The organism is Geobacter argillaceus (genome assembly GCF_007830735.1).
Classification (GTDB): Bacteria; Desulfobacterota; Desulfuromonadia; order Geobacterales; family DSM-12255; genus Geomobilibacter; species Geomobilibacter argillaceus.
Map to the genome: position 1 here is coordinate 89,127 of NZ_VLLN01000012.1, position 12,546 is coordinate 101,672.

The following is a 12,546-nucleotide window of genomic DNA, read 5'->3' on the forward strand; positions in this document are numbered from 1 at the left end:
CCAGTTGTTTCTAACCTCTCCGCTTTACACCTTCATTTTCCGCCGGAGCGCCGCCCGGAAACCGATGTTCATCGGGGCAAAGACCTGCACCGACCGGTGCAGCTTCCAGATCCGCTTGTACATGGAGCCGAAGGAGTAGAAGGAGCGGTTAAGCCAGTCATACCCCTCCTGCAGTTCGGCAACCGTCATCCCCTTGGGGGTGAAGGTGACGTGCTCCATGTCGTAGTCCTCCCAGGCATTGGATAAAATTCGCCCTTCCACCTCCAGGCGCCGCCGTACTTCGGTGCCGGGGTACGGGGTGAGGATCGGGAAGATGGCTGCCTCGATGCGCGCCTTTTCGCAAAAGCGAAGCAGCTGCGGGAAGACGTCCGGGGTGTCGTGGTCATTGCCGAGCACAAAGGAGCCGAGGATGCCGATGCCGTGATCGCGGAACACCTTCGCGGCCTCCAGGTAGGACCGGGAACTGTTGGTCACCTTCCCCATCGCCTTGAGCGCTTCCTGGTTGAGGGACTCGAAGCCGACGAACAGGCCGACGCACCCCGCCTCGCCCGCGGCGCGGATGAATTCCCGGTCATCGGCGAAGTCGATGGGGGCGTGGGAGAGCCACTTGAACCCCATCCCCCGCATGCCGGCGAAGAGTTCCATGGCATAGTTCCGGTCTGCCACCAGGTTGTCGTCGACGAAAAAGGCAAAGGAGTTCTTCCGCCGCAACCCCTCCAGTTCGGCCAGGACACTATCGACCGGCCGCTTGCGGTACTTGCGGCCGTAAAAGGCGGTGACGGAACAGAATTCACAGTCAAAGGGGCAGCCGCGGGTGGTCTGCAGGGTATTGGTGAAGAGGTACTTCTTGCCGCCGAAGAGCTCCCGCCGTGCCACGGGAATGGCGGTCATCTCGATGAGTGAGCCGGAGCGGTAGACGGGCTGCAGCCGACCGGCCCGGAAATCGGCGAGCAGCTCCGGCCAGATCAGCTCTCCCTCGCCCGCCACCACGCTGTCCACCTGCTGCAGCGCTTCATCCGGCAGGTTGCTGGCGTGGAAGCCGCCCATGACCACCGTCTTGCCCGCGGCCCGGAAGTGAGCCGCCAACCGGTAGGCACGGGGCGCCTGGGGGGTCATGGCGGTAATGGCCACCAGGTCGGCGTCGGTGGCCGGCGGCGACGGCTCGATGTTCTCGTCCCAGAGGCCGACCTCCCACTCCGGCGGGGTGACGGCCGCCAGGGCTGCCAGGGAAAGGGAGGGGAATTTGAAGCCGAGTTCGCCCCACAGGCGACCCTTGGGCCAGCCGGGTGAGACGAACAGCACCTTCATTTACGGTTTTCCGCGATATAATCCGCCATGGTGCGCACCGACTGGAAGACCTTGGTGCCGGTGGCCGCATCCGGGACCACGACCCCGAACTGCTTTTCCATGGCCACCACCAGCTGGAGGGCGTCGATGGAGTCCAGTCCCAACCCTTCGCCGAAGAGCGGGGCATCGGTATCGATATCCGCCGGGGCCATCCCCTCGATGCGGAGGGCGTCGATGATCATCTGCTTGACTGTTGCGATCAGTTCTTCAGCCATTCAATGGTTCCTTTGTCGTAATCTATTCAACTGATGGTTTTGTTCTACAACCTGCCGTCTTTCATAACCCCTCCCGGCCTCCCCTTACCTTAAGGTAAGAGGGGGCTAGGGTGAGTTATGCCATGGGGCTGAACAGTTACCCTTTGTATTGGTTTTGTTGCCAGTAATCGTAGAGATTGTACCACTGGTCCGGGTAACGCCTGATGTATCGTTCAAAGACCCGCAGGATCTGCTCCGTGCCGGTACGGATCGCTTCGGCATGCTCGCCGTGCCGGCCGGCAAGGTGGATCGCCTCCTCCATGTAGGTGGCATAGCGCCCCTGCTCCAGCGGGACGAACACCGGAATGATCGGCGCGCCGCTGGCCAGGGCCAGGTAGGCGGCCCCCACCGGAATCTGCGTCTTTCTGCCGAAGAACGCGAAGGCCTGGGTGTGGGACGAGCCGTCCCGGTCGCCCAGGAGCGCCACCACCTCGTTACGCCGCAGGGCGTTGACCGCCTCGATGATCGCCAGGGGCGAGGTGGCGTCGCGGTCGACGTAGATGGTGCCGATCCCCCGGACCCGGCGCTCCGCCTCCCGCATTGCGTTGACCTTTTCATCCGGCTCCCGGAAGGTCATGACGTTGACCCGGTAGCCCCGTTCGGCCAGTCCGAGCCCCCCCAGTTCCCAGTTCCCCAGGTGGGGGGTGATGATGATCGCACCGCTGCCTGCTGCCAGGGCATCCGCCAGCGGCCGCCCCTCGCTCCTCGGCAGGATCAGCCGTTCCAGCCGCTCGCCGGTGAGGCGCAGCATCAGCATGATGTCGCACCAGTTCCTGGCGAACTTGTAGTAGGTGGAAAGCACCAGCGGCTCGACGGCGCGGCGACCGGTCACTACCCGCAGGTTGGCCCGTATCCCCCGCCGCCGCTCCCCGGTACAGAGGTAGAACAGCGCGCCGGTGGCAAAGGCACACGGCGGGAACAGCCAGCGCGGCACCAGGCGGGTAAACTGGCCGATGAAGAAGAGGCTCAGGCTGCTGTAGACCCCCTCGATATGCCCTTTTGGTCCTGCCCCGTTCATCGCTTCCGTGAGCAGCCCCTGGCCTTGCCCCGGCCGGCCTCGACGAACTCCTTGTCCCACGCCTCGTCGGCGATCTCGGCATAGGCCCGGGCATACCCATCCATCTCCCCGGCCAGGCCGCGAAAGATCGAATCCGCGCCATCGTGGGTGGGATACGCCCCCTCGGTGGCAAATATCTCCCGGCCGACCTCGGGGTGGTCGATGAGCATGCAGGGGCGGAGCAGGTTGTCGTGCTCCCCCTGCTTTTCGCGGATCTTCCGGAAGAAGGGGGAGCGGAGGGCGTCCTTGAGTGTGGTGCGCCGGATGTTGTCCACGGCCAGGTGGCAGAAGACGCACGGCTCGATGTCGCCGTTGGCGTTCACGTGAAAATATTTCCGGCCACCGGCGATGCAGCCGCTGATAATCGGACCGTCGTTCCAGAAGTCCACGAAGAGCATCGGCTTGGTGGCCCGGTAGTCGATGATCCGCTGCCGAAGCAGGTCGCGTTGCTCGGGGGTGGCCATCAGGGTCATGTCCGGCTCCCGCCCCACCGGCACGTAGGTGAAGAGCCAGAGGGCGAAGACCCCCTTCTCCAGAAGCATGTCGATGTAGCGGCCGTCGGTGATGACCGGCGTGTTCCGGCTCGTCTGGGTGAACGAGCCGCAGTAGGAGAGCCCGGCCCCCCGCAAGAGGTCCATGGCCCGCATCACCTTTTTGAAGTGGCCGGCGCCGCGCCGGGCATCGGTCTCCGCCTCATACCCCTCCAGGGAGAAGGCAGGCATCACGTTCCCCACCTCTACGAGCTTGGCCACCATCGCCTCGTCGATCAGTCCCCCATGGGTGAAGACCAGGAACGCCATGTCCGAGTGCTTGCGGAAGATCTCGAAGATGTCCTGCTTGAAGAACGGCTCGCCGCCGGAAATGACGGCAAAGTAGACCCCCATCTCCTTCATCTGCATCAGGACCGAATCAACCTCCTCCAGCGTCAGCTCCAGCCCCCTGCCGTAATCGCCGGCATAGCAGCCGTAGCAGGAGAGGTTGCACTTCATGGTGGGGCTGATGACCACGGTGGAGGGGGGATAGAACCCTTCCCGGTCGGCCCAGGCCTTCCGCTTGTTGGTCCCGGCCAGGAGGTGGTTCACCGCCAGATTGGTGATCCACTTGCTCCGCTGGTTGGGGTGGATGTCCTGCAGTATCCGGCGGGGAAACTCGATGCTCGGGTGGTTCTCCCGGATCAACTGCCTGATCCAGCGGATCTTTTCCTTGTAATACTCCTTCTTGGGGATCAGTTCCATCAGGTGGGTCATCCGGGCCAGGGTCTCGTTGGAGGAGTTGGTGGCCATGGAAAGCAGGAGGGATACGATCTTTTCAGTGGAGTAGTTTTTGATGCTCTGGAGCATGGAAAGGATTCTCTTTTCGTGATCAGTCTACATGTAGCGCAGAAACGTCATGCATATGTGCCACGTGTCCTGCACCGGCCGGAAATGGCTGGTGGCCCGACCGTCCGCCACCCGGGCGGCAACCGGAATCGAATCGATCCGGAACCCGGCCCGCCACCCCTTTACGAGGAGTTCCATCTCCAGGTCATACCCGTTCCTGTCCAGGGTGAGGGAGCGGAGCAGATCTGCAGAATAATAGCGGAATCCTGATTGACTGTCATCTATATTGAAACCGGTGCGCGTTTTTATGCACCACGCCCCGAAGCGGTTCCAGTGCCGCCGAAGCCCTGCCATCTGCTGAAACTGGGCATAGCGGGAGGCGATGAGGATCGCCAGATCGTGCTGCCCGGCAGCGGCGATGAGCTGCGGAATCGCCGTCACCTCGTGCTGGCCGTCGGCATCCAGGGTAACGACCCCGCTGCACCGCTGGTCGAGCGCCCACCGGAAACCGGTCTTGAGCGCCGCCCCCTTCCCCCGGTTGCTGCCATGGCAGAGGAGGGTAACCGGCAGATCGGCAAGCAGGACGGCGGTGCGATCAATGGAACCGTCGTCCACCACCAGGACCCGGTAGCCAAGGGAACAGACCTCGGTCACCACCCGGACAACGGTACGTTCGGCGTTGTACGCCGGAATGACTATGCAAGGTGCCACTGTTCCACCAACTGCCCGAGCGGGGCGAAGCTGAACCGTTCCAGGAAGTAGCGCAGCCTTCCTTCGACGCTCCGGCGCGGTCCGTACACCACGAACGACCGGGCGAGGGACAGGGGAAGTCGCGAACCTGCCGGGTCCATCTCCCGGGGGTGGAGATAGAGCACGGCAGGGTGCCCCTCCCGGTTGAGCCGCTCCATGGTCCCGCTGATCAGCGCCAGCGGCAGGGTCCTGAACCCCCAGCCGCCGCCGGTGGGCAGGTTGCCGACAGGAGACGACGACACCATGGGTGGCACCTCGACAAGGTCACCCTGGCGGGTCGTCACCAGGTGGGGAACCCTCTTTCCCTGGCGGTCGCCGATAAACGGGAGCGGGGAGAGACTGGAATCGTACCGATAGCCTTCCTCCTTCAGAATATCGAAGGCCCACGGCGTTTCCCTGCCGGAGAGCGACCACTGGGGCGCCCGAAAACCCAGCGGCCGAATTCCGCCCTGGGTGGCTATGATTTCGCCGGTCCGCTTTACCTCATCCCTGAAGGCTGCCTGACCAAGCTTTGGCACCAGGGTGTGGGAATAGCCGTGGGAAGCGACCTCGTGGCCGGCGGCAACGAGCCGTGGCACGAGCGTTGGCTCCTGTTCGGCCACTGATCCCAGGACAAAGAAGGTCGCCTGCACAGAGAATTCATCCAGCAGGGCAAGAATCCGCTCCATGTTCGCCAGTATCTGCCAGCGGGAGCGGGGAACCTCCCTACGCGGCTCGACTCCGCAGACGTGAAACCAGTCCTCCACATCGATGGTTAAAGCATTATAAGCCATTGAAATAAAACCATTCTTAAGAAAAGGCGTTTTTACACCATTGCCTGCCATAAGTCAATGCCGCCGCGGCACCCCGACCGGGCAGGCGGCTGTAAACCGCTTTTGTCGAATTGTCCGGCTCAAGGAATCTGCTATTGTTTCCGATATGCTCTTCACGGATTTGGGCTTATCCATGCACCAGGTTCAGTTTTCCCCCATCGATGAAAGGTGGTCTCATGAGCTTTCCCGTTTCGCTCAAAGGCGTTGTCACTCTCGGACTCTTCTGTACAGCTCTTATCCTGGCAAGCTTAGACAGCCGGGCAACGGCAGCATCACGCGGCGACATCGACCCGGTGTCGGGAAAACCGTGTGCTCGCTGCCATCCGAGCAAAATTGACGGCGTTAACGTGCATGAGCCGGTGAAGTCTGACTGCGCGGCCTGTCACAGGACAGCCGGCGGTGACCATCGGGAGCTCCCCGGCCTCTTTGGCGTCAAGACAACTGGTCCGCGACTGTGCGAAGAGTGCCATGGCGACATGACGTCCCAGAAGAGTGTCCACAAGCCGATTCGGGAAGGCTCCTGTCTGGGGTGCCATGCGCCGCACAACTCGCCGCTGAAAAAACTGCTCCGCTACGAGGGGACCCGACTCTGCTTCAGCTGTCACAGCCGGCTGGTGATTGCCACCTGGCCCTATCCGCACAAGCCGGTGGCGGCAGGCGACTGTACCGGATGCCATACCCCCCACCAATCGCAGGCACCCAAGCTGTTAAAGAGCGATAAGCAGCTGGTCTGCTTCAACTGTCACAATCCGGCGCTCGTCAAGGGGGAGTCAGTGCACAAGCCGGTTGCCGAAGGAAATTGCGGTGGCTGCCACGACGTGCATGGCGCCAATTACCCGAAGCTGCTCAAGCTTCCCGGCACGCCTGCCGCACTGCTCTGCTCCCGCTGCCACGGCAACCTGGCCAGCCAGAAAACCGTCCACAGTCCGGTCAGGGAAGGCAAGTGCCTTGCCTGCCACTCGGTCCACAGCGCGCCGGCGAAAAAACTCCTGGCCAAATCGGGGAGCGAATTCTGCTTCCAGTGCCATGACAAGACCCCGTTTTCCGGCAAGCGCTTCCCCCATGAGCCGGTTGCCTCGGGCGCCTGCCTGGAGTGCCATGACCCCCACCAGGCAACGGCTCCCAAGCTGGTCAGAAAGACGAATGACGGACAGTTGATCTGCTTCAGCTGCCACGACAAGACTATCGCCAGCGGCGCCTCGGTCCACGGCCCGGTGGCCGGCGGCGACTGCGGCGCCTGCCACACGGTGCACGGCGGCGATCAGCCGCGGCTCCTGAAGGCATCAATCACCCCGCCGGTCAAGCTCTGCCAGGAATGCCACGGCACCATGGCCACGGAGAAGAGTGTCCACTGGCATGTAAAGCAGGGCGAATGCCTTGCCTGCCACCAACCACACAGTGCGCCGGCGAAAAAACTTCTCAGGGCCGCAGGTGAAAAACTCTGTTTCGAATGTCATCGCAAGGAACGGCTCCTCGGCGCCTTCCCCCACTCCCCGGCAGCGGCAGGGGACTGCATGGCCTGCCATGACCCGCACCAGGCAAAGGAAACAGCTCTGATAAAACTCGCCGATAAACCGGTCTGCTTCTCCTGCCACGACAAGGCCATGGCCACGGGTGTATCGGTTCACCCGCCGGTGGCTGTCGGCGAATGCAATGCCTGCCACGCCACGCACGGCAGCGACCAGCCGAAGCTCCTGAAGGCCCGCCTCGCCACCGGCTCGTCCCTGGCGTTCTCAACCGAGCAGTTCGAGCTCTGTTTTACCTGTCATGATGTCGCGGCCATGACAACTCCCGACACGGACAAGGCGACCGCCTTCCGGGACGGGAACAAAAACCTGCACTATGCCCATGTGCAGAACGGCATGGTTGCCTGCCGCAGCTGCCACGACTTCCACGCCGCCCCCCAGCCGCACCTGCTCAAGGAGAAAGAGGGTAGCGGCAAAAAAGCGGTTACCCTGACCTTCAAGCCGACGGCCAACGGTGGCAACTGCACCATGAGCTGCCACGACAGCATAGCCTATGACCGGAAAAGGTAGAATGGATGGGGGTTGAGCCAGGTCTGTTCTTCCGGATACGGCTGGCCGAACGTGCGAACGTAGTGCCGTAGCAGTGTCAACGGTACCGGCAGCGACACCTGTCCCTGCCGGTACCGCCCGAACAGCTCCAGGAGTTCGCTTTTTTCGTCAGTGGAGAGCTGCTGCTTGAAATACCCCATCACATGCATGAACACATCGACCTGCTTCCTCGGAGTCGCCCGATAGCCAAGGGTCCGCATGAAGAGCGCCTCGTAGCTCCGCATCAGCTCATCCCGCTCCACCCACTTGCCAGACGCCATCAGTTTGCCCAGTTCCCGGTAGAGCTGGGGGTTATGGACCATCAACTGCAGTTTGTGGCTGGTGTGGAACCTGACCAGCCCACCGATGCTGCCGTCGTTCCGGCAGAACTCCTGCCAGCGGCAATACGCTAAGACCCGCTCCAGGAACTGCTCCCGCAGGGCCGGATCATTGAGACGCCCCTCTTCCTCGACCGGCAGGTTCGGGAAATGCTCCGCCACCGCCCGGGCAAACAGGCCGCTGCCGCTCCTGGCCACCCCTCCGCTGTTGTAGACCTTCACCCGGAACAGGCCGGAACTGGGCGAATCCTTCTTGAACACGAAACCGCACAGCTCCTCCCGTTCCAGTTCGACAACCTTGGCCCGGCAGAACGCCAGCATTTGCTCCGTCAGGTCAACCCGGCTCCGGGTCGTCACCAGGCGGGGCGCCGCCGGCTCACCCTCAAGCCGCATTGCCTCCCTGGGGACCGGCAGACCGGCCCCCACCTCGGGACAAACCGGCACAAAGGTAACAAATGGGCCGAGGATATCGGTCAGCCAGCGGTCATGCTTGTGGCCACCGTCGTAGCGAACCCGCTCGCCGAGCAGACAGGAACTGACGCCGATTTTTGGGGTGCTGGCCATGGCAAACTCCGGTCAGGCGTGTTACAGTATTTGCGCTATTGCGAATCTACCACGCACAAGCGACAACAGACAAGGAGGCACAGATCATGGCATGTCAATGCGGCGAAAAGCACGAAGGACATCTCTGCATGCTCAAGAGCAAGGGGCTGTTGGACGAGGTCAAACATCTGGCACAGAACCCGACCGTTGTATGCTTCATCTGTGGCGGCGAGGCCAATTCTGCGGACAATGTCTGCGAACCGATGCCGTTAAAGCAGTGACTCGTGACCGGTGACTGGTAGCTGCCGGTGACGCAGACAGGAATGGCTTCCGTGCTGTATAGGACTCTGTTGCTCGCGGCCATTGCCCATGGCTGCTATGCCGCACTCCTCTTTCTCGGCCAGCGACCGGGTCGAAGCATGCAACTTTTTTCACTACCGAGGTAACCGATGGCCCGGAAAACCGCCGTACTTCTCCTCCAGATGGGAGGCCCCGACTCCATCGACGCTGTCGAGCCGTTCCTGCGCAACCTTTTTGCCGACCGGGACATCATCAAGATCGGCCCGGCCTGGCTCCAGCCGCTCATCGCCCGGATCATCGCCAAGCGGCGGGCACCCAAGGTGGAGAAGAACTACGCGGACATCGGTGGCAAGTCTCCCCTGCGGGAACTGACCGAGGCACAGGGCAAGGCACTTGAAGAGACGCTCGGCGACGGGTACCGCTGCTTCGTGGCCATGCGCTACTGGCGCCCCTCCACACTGGAGGCGCTGGCGGCAATCAAGCGGGAGGGGATCGAGCGGATCATCGCCCTGTCACTCTACCCCCACTACTCGCGGGCGACCACCGGCTCCAGCATCAACGAACTGAAGCGCATTCTTGAGCAGGCCGGCACGAAATTCGACGTGACCTACATCGACCGCTTCTACGATCATCCCCTCTACATCGAGGCGTTGGCCGAAAAGATCCGGGAAGGTCTGGAGGAGTTCCACCCGCTGGCCGACCGGGAGATCCTCTTTTCGGCCCATTCACTTCCCCAGTCATTCATCGACGAGGGTGATCCCTATCTCTCCCATATCGAGGAAACGGTGCGGCTGGTGATGGAGAAGTTCGAGGTCCCGCATCATCTGGCCTTCCAGTCCCGGGCCGGACCGGTAAAATGGCTGGAGCCCTCCACCGAGGCCATGCTGGAGCACCTGGCGGCCCATGGCAGCAAGAACCTGCTCATCGTGCCGCTCTCGTTCGTTTCGGATCATATCGAGACCCTGCACGAGATCGACATCGAATACGGCAAGATGGCCTTTAACCTTGGGTTTGCCAAGTGCAAGCGCTCGCCGTCGCTGAACACGTCGCCAACCTTCATTGCCTGCCTGGCGGACCTGGTGGCAAAGGTTCAACCGGTTACCGAAGCTTCCCGCTGACTCTTCGCCACCAGGTAGTAGACGATCCCCAGAATCAGCAGAGTGCCGGCCAGGAAGATCTGGGTCTCCAGGGCATCGTGGCGCAGGGTCGAGATGAGAATCTCCCTGATCAGGGCCACGATGATCACCCCGATGAAGACCAGGATGTTGAACTTTCCCCCCTTCAGGGTCTTGATCTCGTTGTCCATCAGCTCGATCATCATCCAGATGATCAGCAGCGTTCCCAGTGCGCCGAGTATCCCCTTCTCCACGTCGCCGTGGAAGATATGGGCAATGTCCCAGATGAAGAGGCCGACTACCCCCAGAGAGACGCCGGCCAGGGCAATCACCAGTATCAGATTCAGCCCGTAGGTGAACCGCTCGGCCGCCCGGATCAGCTGGGACTCGATCCGGCGGTTGACAAAGACTTTCCGCAGTTCCTCCTCCTGATAGGAGGCGCTCATGATGTCCAGGTTGATGTCGACGATCTTTTCGGCGGCATTACGGAACTTGCGCCGCTCCTGGATGTTGGGGAAATTCTCCTGCAGGAGCTCAATGATGAAGTGTCGGATCACATTCATGGCCGCATTGACGAAATGGGCCTTGAGCCCTATCCTGACATGGGTCTGGCCGATCCGCTGGAGGGTATGGTAGTAGAGATTGTCGTAGCTGCCGGTAAAGAGCGCCAGGAACCACTCCTGGTGGGTCTTGCGCAGCCGCTGCCGCAACGTGCTATCTTTCAGGAACTCCGCGGTCTCAGGTATCCCGAGGAGGTAGTCGTAGAATTCGTCCGCCATCCGTTCCCTGTTGGCCTCGGCCAGGGGCCGCAGCTGCCGCAGCAGCTCCGCATCCTCGTCGGTGAAGAAGTAGTGCCCCTTGATATCCTGCATGGTCAGCATGACGGTTCTCCTTTGACCTGTGATGTGGTAGAGTATAGGCGCTAAACGGGCTGCTGGCAATTCTGTAAACATTCGGTATGGTTATGAAAACATGCATTCTTTGCAACGCCGAATTTGATCCGTCCACCGAACCATCGATCTTTGCCGAAGCCGGCGCCTGGCTGGCTGAGGAGATATGGCGCGATGGCGGCGAACTATGCCCGACCTGCCTCGAAAACCGGGCAAAACTTGTCATGATGTACCACCACGAATTCAACACCTGACATCAGCATCGAGGGAAAAGGTTCGAGGAACGAGGAAAGATTGACCGACTCTCTCCCTCGCTCCCGTATCCTCGCACCTCGTTCCTTCGTTCTTTGGAGACCCGATGGAAAGAATCACCCTTGAAGGCATTGAACTCACCCTGGCCAACCCGGTAACCCTTCCCCTCAAATGGGTGGGACAGGAGGAACTGCTCAGGCAGCTCCTGGCCGCCTGGCTCGTGATCGACGACAGGGACATCCCCTTCAACCCGCGACTCATCGGCAAACCCGGCGTCGGCAAAACCACCCTCGCCTATGCCGCGGCCCGCGCCCTTTCGCGGCCGGTCTACCTCTTCCAGGCAACCATGGATACCCGACCGGAAGACCTGATTGTCACCCCCACGGTAGGACCGGATGGCAGGATACAGTACGCCGGCTCATCGCTCGTAACTGCCATGCTCAAAGGGGGGGTATTGATCCTGGACGAAGGTAACCGGATGAGCGAAAAGGCGTGGGCCTCACTGGCGCCGCTCCTGGATGACCGGCGCTATGTGGAGTCCATCATCACCGGCCTCAGGATCAGCGCCCATCGGGACTTCCGCATCGTCGTCACCATGAACGAAGACTCCTCCACCTTTGATGTGCCCGAGTACATCCACTCGCGTCTCCAGCCCCAGATTTACATCGATTTTCCCGAGGCCGACGAAGAGTTCCAGATTCTCAAAGAAAATCTCCCCTTCGCCCCGCCCCGCATCCTCAAATATGTGGTCGATTTCCTGCAGCGTGCCCATGCCGCCGACGAACTCTACTCGGTCCGGGACGGCATCAACATCGCCCGCTACGCGCTGAAGATGATGCAGGCAACGGAACGCGATGCCAAGGAACTCCTTCCTCTGGCTGTGGAAAGCATCCTGGGAGACGAAGCGCTGCGCTATATCGCGCCACAGTGACAGCACGTCCCCACAGATCAAGATCAGCAACACAAATCCTTGCGCAAAATTACAAACAATCAATTAACACCAAGCGTTAATTCACCGACCCAGGCCTCTAAATAACACCGTTCTTTTTGGGACACGCTTGATACAGTCTGATATTACTATTATTTTCCATCAGGCATTATTTTTGCTTTGACCTTAGAGATGGCAGCTTAAGTTAAAGGACCAAGTCATGAAAAAATCTTGCTGCATTATTATTGTGCTTTCATTGGTTTCACTTTTTCTTTCAACATCCCCCCTGGCGCACGAAGCACGCGCTGAATTGACCGTGAAAGACTTCATCATCGTCAAAGACACCAGTTATTTCAGCTACTACATTAACGGCATATACCAGGGACTCCGTCTGGCGAACAGCAGCCTCAACGCGACAAACAGAAAGCAGTTCTTCTGCATTCCCGACACGCTCATTCTGGACACCAACCATCTGGTTTCTTTGGTTGAAGATACCGTCAATACCTACCAGCTGGCGCCCGATGCGCAGATCGAACCGATCATGCTCATGGCCCTTCAGCAAACCTTCCCCTGCAGCAACTAGCTGT

Annotated in this window: 14 protein-coding genes; 6 read left to right on the forward strand and 8 right to left on the reverse strand. The window is 60.8% G+C overall.

Annotated elements, in window-relative coordinates; all coding sequences use genetic code 11:
• Nucleotides 1-24 precede the first annotated feature (24 nt).
• From JN12_RS11190 to JN12_RS11215, 6 genes are all read right to left on the reverse strand, one after another.
• Entirely contained in the window at nt 25-1,308 is a 1,284-nt protein-coding gene (locus JN12_RS11190) for a B12-binding domain-containing radical SAM protein (protein WP_145022674.1), read from the reverse strand.
• Complete coding sequence (locus tag JN12_RS11195; protein ID WP_145022677.1) at nt 1,305-1,562, reverse strand: phosphopantetheine-binding protein; 258 nt, start codon at nt 1,560-1,562, stop codon at nt 1,305-1,307. Before JN12_RS11195 ends, JN12_RS11190 begins: the two co-directional genes overlap by 4 nt.
• A 136-nt stretch (nt 1,563-1,698) precedes the next feature.
• Entirely contained in the window at nt 1,699-2,619 is a 921-nt protein-coding gene (locus JN12_RS11200) for a lysophospholipid acyltransferase family protein (protein WP_145022680.1), read from the reverse strand.
• Nucleotides 2,616-3,998 carry a radical SAM protein gene (locus JN12_RS11205; protein ID WP_145022683.1) on the reverse strand — a complete coding sequence of 461 codons (1,383 nt, stop codon included), beginning with the start codon at nt 3,996-3,998 and terminating at the stop codon, nt 2,616-2,618. Before JN12_RS11205 ends, JN12_RS11200 begins: the two co-directional genes overlap by 4 nt.
• Before the next feature lie 27 nt (nt 3,999-4,025).
• A complete protein-coding gene (locus JN12_RS11210) occupies nt 4,026-4,688 on the reverse strand; it encodes a glycosyltransferase family 2 protein (RefSeq protein WP_145022686.1) in 663 nt (220 codons plus the stop codon).
• Nucleotides 4,673-5,500 (reverse strand): polysaccharide deacetylase family protein, encoded by an 828-nt coding sequence (locus JN12_RS11215; RefSeq protein ID WP_145022689.1) that lies wholly within the window; start codon nt 5,498-5,500, stop codon nt 4,673-4,675. Before JN12_RS11215 ends, JN12_RS11210 begins: the two co-directional genes overlap by 16 nt.
• A 215-nt stretch (nt 5,501-5,715) precedes the next feature.
• Between JN12_RS11215 and JN12_RS11220 the strand changes: the two genes are divergently transcribed.
• Nucleotides 5,716-7,575, forward strand: a complete 1,860-nt coding sequence (locus JN12_RS11220; RefSeq protein ID WP_170241902.1) for a cytochrome c3 family protein — start codon at nt 5,716-5,718, stop codon at nt 7,573-7,575.
• On the opposite strand, the gene JN12_RS11225 is transcribed toward JN12_RS11220, so the two are convergent.
• Nucleotides 7,557-8,495 carry a YbgA family protein gene (locus tag JN12_RS11225; RefSeq protein WP_145022695.1) on the reverse strand — a complete coding sequence of 313 codons (939 nt, stop codon included), beginning with the start codon at nt 8,493-8,495 and terminating at the stop codon, nt 7,557-7,559. The two genes, JN12_RS11220 and JN12_RS11225, sit on opposite strands and share 19 nt — an antisense overlap.
• A gap of 86 nt (nt 8,496-8,581) precedes the next feature.
• Here JN12_RS11225 and JN12_RS11230 point away from each other — a divergent pair, with 86 nt between their 5' ends.
• The gene (locus JN12_RS11230; RefSeq protein WP_145022697.1) at nt 8,582-8,755 is read left to right on the forward strand and encodes a hypothetical protein; all 174 of its coding nucleotides are present in this window, start codon (nt 8,582-8,584) and stop codon (nt 8,753-8,755) included.
• 168 nt (nt 8,756-8,923) lie between these two features.
• Nucleotides 8,924-9,892 (forward strand): ferrochelatase, encoded by a 969-nt coding sequence (gene hemH, locus JN12_RS11235; protein WP_145022700.1) that lies wholly within the window; start codon nt 8,924-8,926, stop codon nt 9,890-9,892.
• Here hemH and JN12_RS11240 read toward each other — a convergent pair.
• On the reverse strand, nt 9,865-10,770 hold the full coding sequence (locus JN12_RS11240) for a protoglobin domain-containing protein (RefSeq protein ID WP_145022705.1): 906 nt from the start codon (nt 10,768-10,770) through the stop codon (nt 9,865-9,867). The genes hemH and JN12_RS11240 overlap by 28 nt on opposite strands.
• An 83-nt stretch (nt 10,771-10,853) precedes the next feature.
• Between JN12_RS11240 and JN12_RS11245 the strand changes: the two genes are divergently transcribed.
• The 3 genes from JN12_RS11245 to JN12_RS11255 all read left to right on the forward strand — a co-directional run bounded on the left by JN12_RS11245 (nt 10,854) and on the right by JN12_RS11255 (nt 12,542).
• A complete protein-coding gene (locus tag JN12_RS11245) occupies nt 10,854-11,033 on the forward strand; it encodes a hypothetical protein (protein WP_145022708.1) in 180 nt (59 codons plus the stop codon).
• 104 nt (nt 11,034-11,137) lie between these two features.
• Nucleotides 11,138-11,962, forward strand: coding sequence for an AAA family ATPase (locus JN12_RS11250; RefSeq protein ID WP_145022711.1), 825 nt, complete (start codon nt 11,138-11,140; stop codon nt 11,960-11,962).
• A 217-nt stretch (nt 11,963-12,179) separates the two neighbouring features.
• Entirely contained in the window at nt 12,180-12,542 is a 363-nt protein-coding gene (locus JN12_RS11255) for a hypothetical protein (protein WP_145022714.1), read from the forward strand.
• Nucleotides 12,543-12,546: the final 4 nt, after the last annotated feature.